Origin of the sequence: Candidatus Accumulibacter aalborgensis (assembly GCF_900089955.1) — a bacterium.
Lineage (GTDB): Bacteria > Pseudomonadota > Gammaproteobacteria > Burkholderiales > Rhodocyclaceae > Accumulibacter > Accumulibacter aalborgensis.
The window spans coordinates 119,093-135,776 of record NZ_FLQX01000035.1 but is presented as its reverse complement, the minus strand read 5'-3'; the positions used below and the strand labels follow the sequence as shown (position 1 = coordinate 135,776).

Here is a 16,684-nt window from a genome sequence, read left to right as displayed (position 1 = left end):
GGATCAAGGCGTGGGAGGGGAAATGAATTGCAGAAAGGCATGGCTGCGCAGGGGAAAAAGTTCGCCGCCGGCGGAAATGTACACTTCATCCGCTTGGGTAGAACGCGAGATCAGCGTATTTGCACCAATGTAACAGCGATCCCCCATCACGATGTTGTCGCCGATGGCGGCATTGATTCCCAGGAAGCAGGCATCGCCGATCCGGGTTTCGCCGCCGATCGAGACGCCCGAGTTGATCCAGCAGTGGTCGCCGATCGTGCAGCCGTGTCCAATCGATGTATTGCTGCAGACGAAATTGCTGTTGCCCAGGCGGGTGTAGGGGTGGATGGCCACATGGTCGAGAATGACATTGTTTTCGCCCGCGATCAGGTTGGGGTGCCATACCACCGAGGGATGGATGTAGTTGGTGAAGCAGTATCCCTTGGCTCGGCCCTCGGCATGTTTCCGGGCGCGAAGCGCGTTCATTTCCCGGTAGCCGACTGCGATGATCATCTGGTGCGCATTCGGCGAAAAATGGTCGGCAATGTCCTCAAAGGGAATCACGGGCACCGTCTCGATTTCCGCCTCTTGCCGAACCGAGCGGTCCACGGTGAAGGCGACGACGTCAAACTGGCTTCGGGCAAAATGAAGGAGCATGCGGGCTATCTGCCCATTGCCGTAGATGATGAGTGTTTCGCGGGCCATCAATAACAGCCTGCGGAAGACTTTTGTAAATGTTTGATCATCCTGGTCGCCTGGGTGTTCAAGGTAAATCCTGCCGGCGCACTTCGAATGACTCGGCTGGCAGGTCGTGACACCAGCGTTGCCACATGCCACGCAGGGCGCGTTCGAGGGCTGCGGCGATGAGGACTGGCTCGCCGAAGGCCGATCGAGCCAGTCGCTCGCGTAACTCGTTACGCAGTCCGGCCAGAAGGGGAAGGTCGGCCGCCAGGGTGGCGCCGCGCTCGACAAATTCGGTGGCATTGCGGGTGATGAAGGCTGGCAGTCCAACGTGGCCCAGAATCCCCGCCCCGGTTTGCCCAGGAAAGGTACCGCCGGCCAGGGTCAGCGTCGGCACGCCCATCCACAAGGCGTGGAAAGTGGTGGTTCCTCCGTTATAGGGGAAGGTATCGAGGCAGATGTCCACCCGCTGATGAAGGTCGAGATAGTTGCTCATGGTGGATCGTGGGTGGAAACTCAGGCGGTCATTGCCAATGCCATGGCGTGCAAAGTCGTCGATCAGTTGCTCCACTCGTCCATCCGGCGGCATCGCACCGAGCAGCATCCGGGAATCGGGCACCGCGGCCAGTAGTCGTGACCAGAGGGCGATCACCGAGGCACTGATCTTGGTCGGGCGATTGAAACTGCCAAAAGTGACATGGCCCTGGCTCAGGGCGGGTAGCGGGCCAATCAGCGGCGCGTCCGCGAAGGGCTGAAAGGGTGAGCAGCAGGGCAGGTAGACGATCTTCTCGGTGAACTGCCCGTCAAATTCGCCGCGCGGCAGGAAAAAGGGATCGCTCAGGTAGTAGTCCATGGCCTGCAGCCCGGTGGTGCCGGGATAGCCTATCCAGGTGACCTGTATCGGAGCCGGTTTGCGGGCAAAGGCCAGCAACCGATGATGGCCGGTGTGGCCATTCAGATCGATCAGGATATCGATTCCATCTTCGCGGATCTTTTCGGCGACCCCAGCGTCGGTCATTCCAGCAATTGCATGCCAGTGCGCCACATGTCCCCGTATCCGTTGCGTGACGTGGTCTTCGACGGCGCAGTTGGAGTAAGCGTGCAATGATAATTGAGGATACTTCGCCAGTTCAGCCAACACCGGTTCGATGAAGCTGGCGACGGCGTGGTGGTACAGATCGGCCGAAACAACACCGATCTGCAGGCAACGATCCGGGTCTTTGCGATTCGGGTGCCGCGGCCAATCAGCGCGCAGAGGGGCTTCAAACTGCTCACCAAACCGACAGTGTTCGGCAAACAATTCTGCCGCATCAACAGCTTCGTCGTGACTGAGATAGAAAAGCAGGTTGCTATACGCCAGGACGTAATCGGGCTGGATCTGCAGGGCTTGCCGACTGGCTGCCTCGGCTTCAGCGTATCGGCCCGATTGGGTCAGAGTCAGGGCGAGATTCACGGACGCGTCAACCAGGTCAGGCTCGATTCGCAGTGCACGTCGGAAGCAGGTCTCTGCTTCGGCGAGGCGGCCCTGGTCGCCGAGGGTGCTGCCGAGGTTGGCATGGGCCTTGGCAAAATCGGGGCTGCACTCCAGAGCACGGCGCAACGCGCGCTCCGCTTCGGTCAGTCGGCCCAGTTCTCTGAGCATTGCTCCAAGGTTGTTGTGAGCCTTGGCGTAATCCGGTTCAAGGGTCAGTGCGTGTCGATAACAGGCTTCTGCGTCCCTGGGCAGTCTCTGCGCGTGGAGGACGTTGCCCAGGTTGTAATGCGCTTCCGGGAAGTTCGGTTTGATTTTCAGGGCATGCCGGTGACAGGCTTCGGCCTCGGACAGTTGGTCCATCTCGGCCAGCACCAGGCCCAGATTGCTCTGGACTTGCGCATCGCGTGGCAGCAGTCTTGCCGCGTGTCGCATGGCAGGCAGCGCTTCCGTATCGCGACCCTGCGACTTGAGCATCGCGCCGAGCACTTTCCAGCCGAAACCATGCTCAGGGAAACGCTCGGTCAGTGCACGGGCGAGGACTTCTCCCTCCCGGTAGTGGCCGGCATGGAACAGGGTTACGAGAGTATTGACTTCCTCAGCGGCAGGCTCCTTGCTTCGACCGGTAGCCCTTTTCCCGGCGAGCTTGTTGTCTGGTCTGACTGGCCGGGGAGAGAGGGCGCTAGCCGGTTGATCCGGCACGCTGTCGGCCAGGTGCGGTGCAAAGGCATCCACCGGCCCCACACGGTTGCAGGTCGGCACTTTATCGAACGATCGAGCAGTGGCTTCTTCGCGCATCACAACGGCAGGCGTGTTCTGCGCGGCGCTGAGGCCTTGTTGCAGTTCCGGCGCGCGCACCTCGAATGTTTCTGCCGGGAGCTTGTCGCACCAGCGTTGCCACATGAGGCGCAGAGCGCGTTCGAGGCCGGCGGCGATGAGGTCGGGCTGGCCCATCGCCGATTGACCCAGACGCTCGCGCAGTTCGGCCCGCAGCCTGGCCAGAGTGGCGAGGTCCGCGCTGCAGGCGATGCCCTGGGCGACGAATTCCCTGGCGTTGCGGGCGATGAAGGCGGTCAGTCCGACATGGCTGAGAATCGCCGCACCTGTTCGGCCGGGCATGGTACGGCCGGCCAGCGTCAGCGTCGGTACCCCCATCCACAAGGCGTGAAAAGTCGTCGTTCCGCCGGCGTAGGGAAAGGTATCGAGACAGATGTCCACCTGTTGATGCAATTCGAGATAGCCTTGCATGTCGCAACGCGGATGGAAGCTCAATCGTTCCCGGGTGACGCCGTGGTGCGCGAAGTCGTCGATCAGGTGCTCGACCTGCCCTTCAGGCGGCATCGCGCCGAGCAATATTCGGGAATTGGGCAGGGCGGTCAGCAACTGTGACCAGAGAGCGACCACCGAGGGGCTGATCTTGGTCATCCGGTTGAAGCTGCCAAAGGTGATATGCCTCTGGCTCAGAGCGGGTAGCGGGCCCACCGGCGGTGCGCCGGCGAATGGCAGGAAGGGTGCGCCGGCCGGCAGGCGAACGATTTTCTCGGTGAACTGGCCGTCGAACTCGCCGACGGGCAGCAGGAAGCGATCGGCCAGATAGTAGTCCATGGCCTGCAGGCCGGTGGTGCCGGGGTAGCCGATCCAGCTCGCCTGGATCGGTGCCGGTTTGCGGGCAAAGGTCAGCAGCCGATGGTGGGCGGTATGGCCGCTCAGGTCGATCAGGATGTCAATGGCGTCATCGCTGATAGCCTCGGCGAGCGCCAATTCCGACATCCCGGCCACCGGATGCCAGTGAGCAACATGCTCGCGCAGGCGCTGCGTGACGTGATCTTCGAGCGAGTGGTTGGCATAGGCGTGCAGCGATAATTGCCGGTATTTCGCCAGTTCTGCCAGGACCGGTTCGATGAAGTTGGCGACCGCATGGTGGCGCAAATCGGCGGAAACAAAACCGATCTGCAGGCAACGATCCGGGTCTTTGCGGTTGGGATGCAGCGGCCAGTTAGCGCGCAGGGGGGCTTCAAACTGCTCGCCAAACCGACAGTGCTCGGCAAACAGTACATCTGCATCGATGGCTTCGTTATGACTCAGGCAGAAAAGTAAAGCGCTATGCGCCAGGTCGTAATCGGGTTGGATCACCATGGATTGCCGGCAGGCTGCCTCGGCTTCAGAGTATCGGCCAAGTTTATTAAGGGCAACGCCGAGACTGAGAAGCGCGTCAGCCTGGTCGGGCTGAAGTTCCAGCGAGCGGCGGAAGCAGGCTTCTGCTTCACAGAGTCGTTCCTGTTCGTTGAGGGCTGAACCCAGGACGACAAGGACCTCGGGAAAGTCGGGTTTGCAGTCGAGAGCAGTGCGCCACGCAGCTTCGGCTTCTGCGAGACGGTTTTGGCTGCTGAGTATGTTGCCGAGGTTGTAATGGGTCACGGCCTGATATGGCTTGAGGGTCAGTGCTCGTCGGTAACTTGTTTCGGCTTCGTCGAGACGGCCTTTCACCTTGAGGATTGTACCCAGATTGTTGTGCGCTTCGACTAGGTCCGGCTGGAGTGCCAGCGTCCTCCGGTAAGCGGTTTCCGCTTCGGAAAGGCGGTTCTGGTTCATGAGGGCGTTGCCGAGATTGTAGTGTGCGAGGGGAAACCCCGGCTTCAGAACTACTGCCCGTCGATAACTGGCTACGGCTTCCTGGAGGTGTCCCTGTGCGTTGAGGACGTTGCCCAAGTTGTAATGTGCTTCGGGGAAGTCACGCCTGATTTTTAACGCCCGCCGATGACAAGTTTCGGCCTCCGACAGTTGTCCCATATCGGCCAGTACCTGGCCCAGATTGTCCTGGACTTGCTCATCGCGAGGCAGCAGTCTTGCTGCTTGCAGCATGGCTTCCAGCGCTTCCATATCGCGCCCTTGCGATTTGAGCATCGCGCCGAGCACTTTCCAGCCGAAACCCTGCCGCGGGTAGCGCTCGGTTTGTGCGCGGGCGAGGGCTTCTCCCTCGCTGTAGTGACCGGCGTGGAATAATGCCAGAAGGGTCTTCATTTCGTCAGCGCTGGATTCCTGGCTGCGACCGGCGGCAGTCCGCTTGGTGGAGGGCTTGTTGCCCGGCTTGCCTGGCAAGGGCATTGCGGTTTTTGCGATAGGTGGCTCTCGCTCTGGCCCATTCTCGACCAGGCGCAGTACCAGGGAATCGACAGCATCCCCTGTCAGGCCATGCTGCTGGCCAAGCACGAGCATCTGCCGGGCAGTGTCCACCTGGCCCAGCAGAAGGAGAGCATCAAGTGCGCTCAGCCAGTATTGGCTGAATTCCGGACACGCTTCAAGTGCCGCCATCAAGTGTGGCAGGCCAGTGGCCGGCTGCTGCCGCTGTAACTCCAGCAGACCGAGTTGGTGATTCGCCCGCGGGTGATTCGGTTGCGTCTTCAGGATCGCCTGATAAAGCTGCTCGGCTTCGCTCAATTGGCCCGAATTTTGGTACGCGACGGCCTTCTCGAACGCCTGGGTAAGTGCCTCGTCGAGTGTCACGGCGGGGGGCATATTCTGCTCACCATTGAACCCGTGTCGCGCTTCCTGCGCGCGCACCTCGAATGTTTCTGCTGGCAGCTCGTCGCACCAGCGTTGCCACATGATGCGCAGAGCTCGTTCGAGGCCGGCGGCGATGAGGTTGGGCTGACCCATCGCCGATTGACCCAGACGCTCGCGCAGTTCGGCCCGTAGCCTGGCTAGAGCCGCGAGGTCCGCGGTACAGGCGATGCCTTGAGCGACGAATTCATTGGCATTGTGGCTGATGAAGGCTCCCAGTCCGAGTTGACCCAGGATCGCCGCACCTGTTCGGCCGGGCATGGTACGGCCGGCCAGCGTCAGCGTCGGTACCCCCATCCACAAGGCGTGAAAAGTCGTCGTTCCGCCGGCGTAGGGAAAGGTATCGAGACAGATGTCCACCTGTTGATGCAATTCGAGATAGCCTTGCATGTCGCAACGCGGATGGAAGCTCAATCGTTCCCGACTGATGCCGTGGCGCGCGAAGTCGTCGATCAGGTGGTCGGCTTGCCCTTCCTGCGGCATCGCGCCGAGCAGCATCCGGGAATTGGGCAGGGCGGTCAGCAACTGTGACCAGAGAGCGACCATCGCGGGGCTGATCTTGGTCGGTCGGTTGAAGCTGCCAAAGGTGATATGCCCCTGGCTCAGAGCGGGTAGCGGACCCACTGGCGGTGCGCCGGCGAACGGCAGGAAGGGCGCGCCGGCCGGCAGGCGGACGATTTTCTCGGTGAACTGGCTGTCGAATTCGCCGGCGGGCAGCAGGAAGCGATCGGCCAGATAGTAGTCCATGGCCGGCAGGCCGGTGGTGCCGGGGTAGCCGATCCAGCTTGCCTGGATCGGTGCCGGTTTGCGAGCAAAGGTCAGCAGCCGATGGTGGGCGGTATGGCCGCTCAGGTCGATCAGGATGTCAATGGCGTCATCGCGGATGGCCTCGGCGAGCGCCGATTCCGACATCCCGGCCACCGGATGCCAGTGAGCGACGTGCTCGCGCAAACGCTGCGTGACGTGATCTTCGACGGCGTGGTTGGCGTAGGCGTGCAGCGATAATTGCCGGTATTTCGCCAGTTCTGCCAGGACCGGCTCGATGAAGTTGGCAACCGCGTGGCTGCGCAAATCAGCGGAAACAAAACCGATCTGCAGACAACGATCCGGGTCTTTGCGGTTCGGGTGCCGCGGCCAGTCAGCGCGCAGGGGGGCTTCAAACTGCTCGCCAAACCGACAGTGCTCGGCAAACAGCGCCTCCGCATCGATGGCTTCGTTGTGACTCAGGCAGAAAAGCAAGGCGCTAAGCACTACAGGGTCGTCTGCGATCGTCAGTGATTGCCGACAGGCTGTCTCGGCTTCGGCGTATCGGCCCTGTTCAGTCAGGGTCACGCCAAGATTGTGAAACGCAGCAGCGAGGTTGGGCTGAAGTTCCAGAGTACGGCGAAAACTGGCTTCAGCTTCGCTCAATCGTCCCTGAGCCCGGAGGATGTGGCCAAGGTTATGATGAGCTTCAGCAAAATCCGGTTGGTATTTCAGCACGCGGCGGAAGCTGGCTTCAGCTTCGCTGAGTCGTTCTTGGCCACCAAGCGCCAAGCCCAGGATGGCGAGTGCCTCGGGAAGATCCGGTTTGTAGCTCAGCGCCTGGCGACAAGCGGCTTCCGCCTCGGCGAAACGGCCTTGGGTCGCAAGAGTGTTGCCGAGGTTGGAGTACGCCACGGCAAGATCCGGCTTACATTCCAGGGCACGGCGCAATGCGTTCTCCGCTTCGGTCAGCCGGCCCAGTTCTCTCAACATCTCCCCGAGGTTGTTGTGGATCTCGGCTTGATCCGGCTTGATGGCCAGCGCTCGTCGGTAACTGCTTTCGGCTTCGTCGAGACGGCCTTGCGCCTTGAGGATTGTTCCCAGGTTATTGTGTGCTTCGGACAGTTCCGGCTGAAGCGTCAGCGCCCTTCGGCAAGCGGCTTCCGCTTCTGCAAGACGGCCCTCGTCCCTGAGAACGTTGCCGAGTTGGCAGTGTGCGAGGGAAAAGTCAGGCTTTAGAGCCACTGCGCTTCGATAACTGGTTTCCGCTTCCCTGTGCAGTCCCCGCAAGCTGAGGACGTTGCCCAAGTTGTAATGCGCTTCGGGGAAGTCCCGCCTGATTTTCAGTGCTCGCCGATGGCAGGCTTCGGCGTCGGACAGTTGCCCCATTTCGGCCAACACCAGGCCCAGATTGCTCTGGACTTGCTCATCGCGTGGCAGCAGTCGTGCCGCGTGCCGCATGGCTGGCAGCGCTTCCGTATCGCGCCCCTGCAACGTGAGCATCGCGCCGAGCACTTTCCAGCCAAAACCATGATCAGGGTAGCGCTCGGTCAGTGCACGAGCGAGGGACTCTCCCTCGCTGTATCTGCCGATGTTGAACAGTCCGACGAGCGCACTCTCTTCCTGAGTGCTTGGCTTCGCGTTGCGGCCGACAGTCATTTTCCTAAATGCTTTTTTGCTCGCCTTGGCTGGCCTAGACTCTGCGGTCTTGCCGGAAGGTCTCTCTGCCTTACTATCGGTCAAACGTTTTACCAATGAGTCCAGGGCCTCCCCGGCCAGACCATGCTGCCGGCCGAGCGCGAGGACCTGTTGTGCCGTGTCCGTCTGGCCCGCGAGAAGCAGGGCATCGATGTAGCTCAGCCAGTATTGACTTGATTCCGGGCTCCCTTCCACTGCCGCGAGGAAGTGCGCCAGACCAGCAGCAGGCTGCTGCCGCTGGACTTCGAGCAGGCCGAGTTGGTGGTTCGCTTGCGGGTGATCGGGCCGCGCCTGGACGATGGCTCGATAGAGTTGCTCGGCTTCGCACAAGCAGCCGGCAGCTTGGCAGGCGAGCGCTGTCGCCAGCGCCTGGGCAAGGGCCTCGTCGAGCGTGACTGAGGGAGCCATCCCTTGCGTGGACTTACTGTGGATCAAGGACGTTGTCCAACGATTCGGCATCGAGCACCTTTCTCGCCCAGGTTGCCAGTTGGTCGATACTGGCACTCGCCAATCGGGCAGCGCCTGCATCTGACAGTGGGCCGAATCGACGGGCGAGTTGGCGCTGGAGGAGCGCGGCTTCGCCTTGCTTCTGGCCACCTTGTTGCAGGCCCCTTTCAATTCCGAAGCGTTCGGCAGATGTGACGTAGGGCATACTGAGGTTCCTTTCCAGGGTGCAGACTTCCTGCAACAGGCGTTGCTCCAGCTCGGTCGGCAGCCGCATCAGCCAGTCGATGACGCTGAACCTGTCGATGATGCGCTGTTTATCCCAGTGACGTTCGTAGAGCGGCCTGGCCAACCGCCATTTTGCCGCATAGCGCTGTTCAGGGTTATCACCTGCAATGGGTCGCAATGAGAATTGCTGCCGGTTGCGGGTGGGCCGTCAAGTGGCGTATGCTGTAACCCATGAGCACAACCACCTTTGATACCTTCAAGTTCGTGGAGCGGCTGGAAAAAGCCGGACTCTCCCGCGAACAGGCGGCCGCCATCGCTGAAGCACAAAAGGACTCTCTGTCCGAGGCGCTGGATTCCACCTTGGCGACCAAGGCCGACATGGTTCGGCTGGAGAACCGAATTGACGGCATGGGCAAGGATATGCAGGCGATGGAACTGCGGCTCACCATCAGACTCGGTGCATTCTTCACTCTGGCCGTCGGCATCCTCATTGCCGTCCTGCGCCTGCCGCACTGATCCAGTTTCATCGTTTCATCCCGCGAAGCTTAAGTTCCCTAGGTCGGGTTAGCCCAGCATAACCCGGTGTTTTCGCCGCAAGAAGTTGGGTTAAGGCCTGAGCTTGTCGAAGGCCGGTTTAACCCAACCCAACCCAACCTACGAAGGCTGGCTCTCCTGTGGCGCAGTGACGCCGAGTGACGAGAGGTCCAGTCCGGCCTGTTCGAGCTGACTGCGCAGGCTGGCGGAGTCGCTACGCAACAGCGCACGCGTGTCGGCGTCGGTGGCCATTACGGCCAGCGTGATCTGCTTGCCCTGGATATGCAGTCGCGCATCGACCTCGCCAAGCGTCGGCAGCGTCAGACGTAGTCGCGTCTGCCACCTTTCGCTGTTCTCGCTGCTCTCGCCAGCGCCATTTTCGCGGTGCCCGTTCGGTTCGTCGATCTGCCACTCCATTTGCTGACCGGGCCAGACCTGTCCTTGCCAGGAAAAACTCTGCGTCGCGAAAGCTTCGAGTTGCTGCTGAACGATCGCCTGTGCCTGCGGGGCGACGGGTTGATCGACCACCTGGCCACGCTGGATGGTACCGGTATTCGCCTCGGTGGACTTGATCGGCACCGGCGCGTTGTCGGGGATCGCACCTGGCCGGACGAGTGCCTGTGCCTGCGGGGCGACGGGTTGGTCGACCTGGCCAGGCTGGATCGTGGCGGCATTCGCGTCGGCGAACTTGATCGGCATCGGCGCGGTATTCTCCTCGGCGAACTTCATCGGCATCGGTGCTCCGTCAAGGACTGCACTGGCCATGCTGCGCGCTGCGCCAGCCGCCGGGGATCCCGGCGGGGCCGGGAGTTCCTGGGTCGGTACCTGCGGGGCCAGCCTGCCTTGCGGTTCCTGCAGCAACTGTTCCTTGCTGTAACGGCCCTCGACCCATTCCGCCTGATGCGCTTCGTAAAACATGCCGCTCTGCGTGATCGCCTGTTCCAGCAGCGGTTGCAGGGCCTGTGCGCTGGTCGGTGGCGCGGCCGCAATCGGCTGGTTACCGTTCAGCGGCAATGCTGCAGGTCCACCTTTGGCGTCGCGATTACCCACGAGCAGATTGCTGATCAGTTGTCCGGTGCGGCTCAAGCTGGTGGTGGCCGATTCGTTGCCCGCCTTCCCGGCCCCTGCTGCCTCGCGTGCCACGACGGCCAGGGTCAGCTTGCCGTCGCTCTCGGTGACCTCGAGTTCGATCGAGTCGCCCGTCTTGGCGGCAAAAGGCAGGGCGAGGGTGACGCTACGCTGGTTGATCAGTGCGCGGTAGCTGCCATTGGGCATCAGCGACTCGATTTGTGCCAGCAGCCTCTGCCCGGCAACCAGCCCGGACAGTTTGTCGGTGATCTCCTGGGCCGGCAAAGCCGGCCGCAAAGCCGGGTCGGCGCCCGGTTGCAGGCGGTTGGCGAGGTCGACGCTGATCATTGCAGCGGCAGCGCTGGGCCGCGCACGGCGCGCAGAACGACGCGCAGATCGTCCAGGCGAGCCTCGACCAACGGGCGAATGCTTGCCTCACAGCGCTGGCAAGCGGCGATCAGGAGGCGCGCGCGCGGCTGCGCGGTTGCCGCGAGGCTGGCCGTCAGATCGGCCGGTAGACGGTCTGCCAGGGCGCGACGTTCCGCTTCGCGGCTGGCCAGATTCTCCCAGTCTTCGGCCGCTGCCGCGCTGACCATCGCTTCTGACAGCGCCAACAGTTCCTCGAGCGCGACCAGAGACTCGCTCATCCGCTGGCCTGTTGCCGCGCGCCGGGTGCAATCGCTCGCCAGGCGCCATGAATCTCTTCGAGCAAACCCGAAACTTCTTCCAGCGCGCGCAGGTCGTTGTTCAGGTTGGCGCGCAGTAGGCGCAGCACCAGGTACTCATAGAGCGCATCGAGCCGCTCGGCGATCTCGCCACCTTTTTCCAGGTCCAGGCTCACCCTGAGGCCGTTGGCGATGATATCGATGGCTTTGGAAACGGCTTCCCCTTTGGCGGCAATCTGTTGCTGCTCCATGGCGGCGCGCGCCTTGCCGATCGCCGCCTGCGCGCCGGCGAAGAGCAACAGGACCAGTCGGTGCGGGTCGGCGACTTCGATGGCCAGGTCAACCTCGACCTTCTGATACGCTGAAATCGCGTTACGTGCATTTCCGAACATTGAACACTCCTAGCTGATCTTGGGCAGGTTGGCGAGCTGCTGCGTGAGGTAATCGCTGGTCTTGCTCATCCCGGTGAGCAGCACGTCGAGGGCCGTGAACTGACTGCGATAGCGCTTTTCGATCTCTGTCAGTCGTTGCGTTATCACGTCGGATTGCTTGCCGAGGCTCACGATCGACGCACTCAGCCCATCGCTACGGGCGGCAATCAGGCCGCCGGCAGCGACCAGTCCGTCGGCGGCGGCCTTGAAGGCGCTGCCATAGGCGGAGACGAGGTTGGCGACGCCGGTGAAGTCGCTGGCGATCGCCGCGCTCAGCTTGGTCGAATCGACGGTGAGCTTGCCGTCCTTCTGCAGGCTGACGCCGATGTCCGAAAGGTGCTGCAGGGTAGCCGTGGAGAGTTCAGCAGGGACCTTGCCGAGCAACGTCTGGAAGGCAGCCTGTGCTCCGCGCAGCGTGCTGTCGCCGTTGAGCACGGCGGCCACCTTGGTCGTTGCATTGTAATTGCCGAGGCTGGTGGCAGTGGTGTTGAAATCGTTGAACGCCTTGACCAGTGCCGTGACTCCAGTCGTCAGACTGCTATTGTCCTTGCTGATCGTCAGCGTCGTGCTGAGCGATGTCGCCGGTGCTTCCGGGCCTTTGAGCAGGGTGAGGGTGATACCGTCGATGGCCGTGGTCACGGTGTTGGTGGTTGCTGTCGCAGCGATACCATTGAGCTTGAAGGCCGAACCCTGCGCAGCCTGCGACTGGGCAAAGGGGTCGGTAAGCGGGGAGGGAGGCAGGTTCGGGTCGTAGGCCAGGCCAGCGACTCCCGAGAGCTTGATGAACTGGTTGCTGCCGGCAGTGTCGCCAGTCAGGAGAAGTTGCTGGCCGGCGGTGCCGTTGATCACCACCGCCGAAACACCGGCGCTGGCCTTGTTGATCGCATCCCGAATGGCCTCCGGTGTCGCACCGTCGGCAATCGTCACATCGGTGGTCTTGCTCGGCGTCGCCGAACCGGCCTGAGCGTCGAGCCTGATGGTCAGCGTGCCGCCGGTGGTCAGCGTGCCGTCGGTCCCCGAGAATGGGGTTGCCACCGTGGACGTGGCGATGCTGTGCTGTTTTGCCAACTGATTCACTTCAAGGCTATACGTGCCGGCAACGGCGCTCGATGAGGAGGTCGCCGAAGCGATCGTCGCGTCGCCGACCGTGGTCTTGAAGACCGAGAATTTTTGCGTGGCGGTCGTGCCGGTCACCGGAACGAGGTTGCCGGCGGCCGTCTGCAGCGCCGAAACGACGCTCTTGAGTGAGCCGAGCGCCGAGATCTTGGCCTGAAAGCCCGCTTCCTTGGTTTTCAGGACGGTCAGCGGGCGTTGTTCCACCGTCATCAACTGGCTGACGATGCTGTTTACGTCGATGCCCGATGAGGAAGTTGCCATGATTCTCTCCTGCGCAGCGCAACTAAACCGTCATTCCCGCGTATGCGGGAATCCACAGCGTAGACATTTGTTTTCTTCAAAACGATAAAACGATTCCCGCATGCGCGGGAATGACGAAACATCGAATCACGATTCGGTGATTCATTCACCGCTTCTCAGCGAGGGACGCGTCAGGCTGTCTGCTTGACAAACAGCCCCTTGATGCTGTCGAGCGCCTTGGCCACGGCGAGCATTTCTTCCGAAGGCATCTGGCGAATCACTTCCTTTGTCGCGCGGTCGATGATCTTGACGACCGTCTCCCCGGTATCGTGGTCCACGCTGAATTCCAGATTGCTGTTGATCGGTTCGACAAACTCGCGAACGCTTTGCGTCGCCGCTTCCAGCTTTGCCCGGTCAGTTGGCTGAACCGCCTGCGGCGACTGCGTCGGCTCGACTGCCTTGAGCGCCCTGAGCGAGGCTTCGCCGGGTGTCTTGACGTCCCGTGTCGCACTGCTGACCGCCGGGTTGCCCTGTAGCGGTCTAGAGTCGACCGTGGGTTGGATGTTCATCTTGTCCTCCTTGAGGAAGATAATCGGGAGCACGACCGCGTTGCCACGACTGCGCTCCCGATGGTACTGCTATTTAGGCCGAACCGCTTAACCGCGTAGCAGCGCGAGGACGCCCTGCGGCAGTGAATTGGCTTGCGCCAGCATCGCCGTACCCGCCTGCTGCAGAATCTGGTTGCGCGAGAGGCTGGCGGTTTCCGCTGCAAAGTCGGTGTCCATGATGCGGCTGCGTGACGCCGACAGGTTTTCCGACGTTGTCGCCAGATTGCTGACTACGCTGCTGAACCGGTTCTGCACCGCGCCGAGGTTCGCTCGACTCGAGTTGATGTTGGCCAGCGCCGAATCGATGGTGGCAATGGCGTTCTGCGCGCCACTGGCGGTGGTGAGATTGACACTCGAAATCCCGGCGCCGAAACTCGCGGTGGCTGCTGTATAGGCTGAAGTCAGCCCCGCTCGGGCAATGTCTGACCCTCCCAGGGTAATACCGCTACTCCCCGACGAGCTTAGCTGGATAGACCCTCGCGTGATAATGGCATTGGTTGACGCGGTGGCGGACGCTCCCAACTGGTTGGCGCTCAAACCGGTGGCCGTTGCCGTGGCGGTCTGGTTGGTCAGACTGCCGCTGATACTGATGGCTTGCCCAAGCGCCGATGACAAGGTGATTGTGCCCGCGGAATTGGTTGCCGTGACACCGGTCTTGCTGGTCAGCGCATTGATGGCCGCTGCGACGTTGGTACCCTGAGTCGTGGCGTCGGTACCGGCAGAAACTGCACCGACATCATAGCCGTTGATCGTCAGGTCACCGGCAGCTAACGCTCCCACGGCGGCGGTACCAGCGCCAGTGATCGCGGCGCCGGTTCCCACCGTCAGACCCGTGTTCGCCAGCGTTGCGCCGGTGCCTGTGCCGATCAGGCTGATGTTGCGGCCATCGGCTGCGGTCAGAGAAACGGCTCCCGTGCTGGTGTTGAAGCTGGCAGTGACGCCGCTCTGGTCGGAAACGGCATTGAACGCGGCTGCGATGTTGGCGCCCTGAGTGGTTGCATTGGTGCCTGCTGCGATGGCACCTATTTTGACGTTATTGACATAGAGGTTGTCGGTGGCATTGCCAGCAATAGCGACCTGGGCACTGTTTGCTGCGCCGGTCAGCGTGGTGGCGCCTGCCGTGGCCGTGACGCCCGTCTGTCCCGCCACGGCATTGAAGGCCGCCGCTTTGGCGAGGGCGCTGTCATTGCTTCCCGCAGCGGAGACGCCGTCGCGAGTACTCGGGCCAATCCCGTAGCCATTGACGGTGATGCCACCGGCGGAGATGTTGCCGGTAGCGGCTGCACCGGTGTTGGTCGTCGAATACGAGGAGGTCGTGCCAACGCCCAGAGCATCAGCCTTGGCGCTGGAGATCGAGCCGATGGTGATCTTTTCGCCCGAGTTAGCGCCGATCTGGAAGGACTGCGAGGTAAAGCTGCCGTCGAGCAGTTTGACGCCGTTGAATGCCGTCTGGCCGGAGACGGTATTGATCTGCTGTACCAGTTGGTCGACTTCTGTCTGAATGGCGGCGCGGTCCGTGCTGGTGTTGCTGGCGTTCGACGACTGCACGGCGAGTTCGCGCATCCGCTGCAGCGAGTCGGTGATGCTCTGCAAGCCGCCTTCGGCCGTCTGAGACATGGAAATACCGTCGTTGGCGTTGCGCGAAGCCTGGTTGAGACCATTGATCTGGGATGTCATCCGGGTCGATATGGCCATGCCAGCCGCGTCGTCCTTGGCGCTGTTGATGCGCAGGCCGGATGACAGGCGCTGCAGGGAAGTCGCGAGTGCATTCTGCGACGAGGTGAGGCTACGTTGCGAGTTGAGTGAGGCAACGTTTGTACCGATCATTGAGGGCATTTTGCTTCTCCTGGCTGGGTAAGAGAGACTTTGGGTTGCGGTGACTTGCCTCTTCAGGCTTTTGCCGGCCCATCCTGTGTGGCGATTTCTTCGCTGACAGTTTCTCTTACGACGGCGTGCGGGAGAACTTTAGCGCGTTGCCGATAATTTGCAGAGACTTTCCTGACGCGACCAAGGGTAAGGGCCGCTTGCTCGGGCACAGTGACGCGGTTGAGCGCTCCGCTTCACTTTCGTACCCGGAATGGATTGTCGCCGACGCGACTGCCCGGGTCAGGGAGGCAACGCAGCGCGCCCGGCTGGCAACTCCGGGCGCGGCGGCAACGGAGGAACGGGTTCAGATATGTGCCTGGCTGCTTTTCTTCAGGTCGCTCTTGAGATCACCGCTGGCCGCTTGTAGCTTGCCGCTGGTTTCTTCGCGCTTCCCTTCGGCTTCCAGGGACTTGTTGCCGACGATCTTGCCGGTGACTTCCTTGACTTTGCCTTTGGCTTTCTTTACTCGACCTTTGAGTTGATCCTTGCTCACGTTTTTTCTCCTGAGGGTGAATTGAGGCGATTGAAAGCGCGTTGCACCAGTTTTCCGCCACGCGCCATGGGCAGCATCGCGACAAAACGCCACGCCGTCGGTGCGCCAGCGCACATCTGACCGTACTGCCACCCTTTCACTCCCCACAGCGTTGGCGAAGACCTGTTCGGCAGCACGCTGTCGGTCTCAACGCCAGTTCTCCACCACCAAACCGCTCACCCGCTGAAACTCTCCGCTATTGGCGGTGACGACAATCAGTCCGCGGGCCAGCCCGCAGCCAGCAATCAGGACATCGTAGGCGCCAATCGGCTGTCCATGGCGTTGACGCGCGGCACGAACCGCCGCCGCTGCCTGCGCGTCGGCTTCGGTCAATGGCAGGGTCGACAGGCTGCCGAGAAAGGCGGCGATGAGCGGGGCGAGCTTTCGCGCTTGCTCCGGGTCGAGCAACAGGCCAAACTCGATCTCCATGCAGGTCACCACTGAAACGGCAATCTGACTCGGGGGGGTGGCCTTGATCCGGGCCAGCACATTGGGCTGACCTTTGACGAAGTCGCTGACGGTACAGGTATCGAGCAGGTACCTCATGCCAAGGGATCGGCTACAGGAGGTTTCAGGCCCTCACGATTGGCTTCGAAGGCAGGCGCATCGGCGATGCCCTGGATCACGCCCCCTTCAAGGGGGTGCCGTTCACAGGCCAGAGAAGTGTGGCGCCTCGCCGCTGCGCCTCTCGGGCCATGCGGCAAGTCTGTTCTCAGCGCGGAGCTGAGGCGGTTATAATGGGCTCCTCCCTGGCTGGATCAGGGCGCTTGATCGCTGCCACAAGCCGTTGTTCTCTCGTGAAAAGGCTGGCCAGCCGC

At 61.8% G+C, this 16,684-nt stretch carries 12 protein-coding genes; 1 reads left to right on the top strand and 11 read right to left on the bottom strand.

The window, feature by feature from the left end; genetic code table 11:
* Positions 1-3 precede the first annotated feature (3 nt).
* From ACCAA_RS03725 to ACCAA_RS03715, 3 genes are read right to left on the bottom strand one after another with little or no spacing between them, the layout of a single operon-like run.
* A complete protein-coding gene (locus ACCAA_RS03725) occupies positions 4-684 on the bottom strand; it encodes a DapH/DapD/GlmU-related protein (protein WP_186405897.1) in 681 nt (226 codons plus the stop codon).
* Positions 685-742: 58 nt separating this feature from the next.
* Positions 743-8,542, bottom strand: coding sequence for an O-linked N-acetylglucosamine transferase family protein (locus tag ACCAA_RS03720; protein WP_186405896.1), 7,800 nt, complete (start codon positions 8,540-8,542; stop codon positions 743-745).
* Between the two features lie 13 nt (positions 8,543-8,555).
* Positions 8,556-8,984 (bottom strand): DUF4351 domain-containing protein, encoded by a 429-nt coding sequence (locus ACCAA_RS03715; protein ID WP_186405895.1) that lies wholly within the window; start codon positions 8,982-8,984, stop codon positions 8,556-8,558.
* A 53-nt stretch (positions 8,985-9,037) separates the two neighbouring features.
* Between ACCAA_RS03715 and ACCAA_RS03710 the strand changes: the two genes are divergently transcribed.
* Positions 9,038-9,322 (top strand): DUF1640 domain-containing protein, encoded by a 285-nt coding sequence (locus ACCAA_RS03710; protein WP_186405894.1) that lies wholly within the window; start codon positions 9,038-9,040, stop codon positions 9,320-9,322.
* A gap of 138 nt (positions 9,323-9,460) precedes the next feature.
* Here ACCAA_RS03710 and fliK read toward each other — a convergent pair whose 3' ends face one another.
* The 8 genes from fliK to ACCAA_RS03670 form a co-directional block, all read right to left on the bottom strand.
* On the bottom strand, positions 9,461-10,756 hold the full coding sequence (gene fliK, locus ACCAA_RS03705) for a flagellar hook-length control protein FliK (protein ID WP_186405893.1): 1,296 nt from the start codon (positions 10,754-10,756) through the stop codon (positions 9,461-9,463).
* On the bottom strand, positions 10,753-11,055 hold the full coding sequence (locus tag ACCAA_RS03700; protein WP_186405892.1) for a flagellar protein FliT: 303 nt from the start codon (positions 11,053-11,055) through the stop codon (positions 10,753-10,755). Before ACCAA_RS03700 ends, fliK begins: the two co-directional genes overlap by 4 nt.
* The gene (gene fliS / locus ACCAA_RS03695) at positions 11,052-11,465 is read right to left on the bottom strand and encodes a flagellar export chaperone FliS (protein ID WP_186405891.1); all 414 of its coding nucleotides are present in this window, start codon (positions 11,463-11,465) and stop codon (positions 11,052-11,054) included. Before fliS ends, ACCAA_RS03700 begins: the two co-directional genes overlap by 4 nt.
* Positions 11,466-11,474: 9 nt before the next feature.
* The gene (fliD, locus tag ACCAA_RS03690) at positions 11,475-12,881 is read right to left on the bottom strand and encodes a flagellar filament capping protein FliD (protein ID WP_186405890.1); all 1,407 of its coding nucleotides are present in this window, start codon (positions 12,879-12,881) and stop codon (positions 11,475-11,477) included.
* Positions 12,882-13,051: 170 nt separating this feature from the next.
* A complete protein-coding gene (locus tag ACCAA_RS03685; RefSeq protein WP_186405889.1) occupies positions 13,052-13,429 on the bottom strand; it encodes a flagellar protein FlaG in 378 nt (125 codons plus the stop codon).
* An 87-nt stretch (positions 13,430-13,516) separates the two neighbouring features.
* Positions 13,517-15,304: a flagellin N-terminal helical domain-containing protein gene (locus ACCAA_RS03680; protein WP_186405888.1), complete on the bottom strand. Its 1,788-nt coding sequence runs from the start codon at positions 15,302-15,304 to the stop codon at positions 13,517-13,519.
* A gap of 334 nt (positions 15,305-15,638) precedes the next feature.
* Positions 15,639-15,827 (bottom strand): CsbD family protein, encoded by a 189-nt coding sequence (locus tag ACCAA_RS03675; RefSeq protein ID WP_186405887.1) that lies wholly within the window; start codon positions 15,825-15,827, stop codon positions 15,639-15,641.
* 186 nt (positions 15,828-16,013) lie between these two features.
* The gene (locus tag ACCAA_RS03670; RefSeq protein ID WP_186405886.1) at positions 16,014-16,412 is read right to left on the bottom strand and encodes a type II toxin-antitoxin system VapC family toxin; all 399 of its coding nucleotides are present in this window, start codon (positions 16,410-16,412) and stop codon (positions 16,014-16,016) included.
* Positions 16,413-16,684 lie beyond the last annotated feature (272 nt).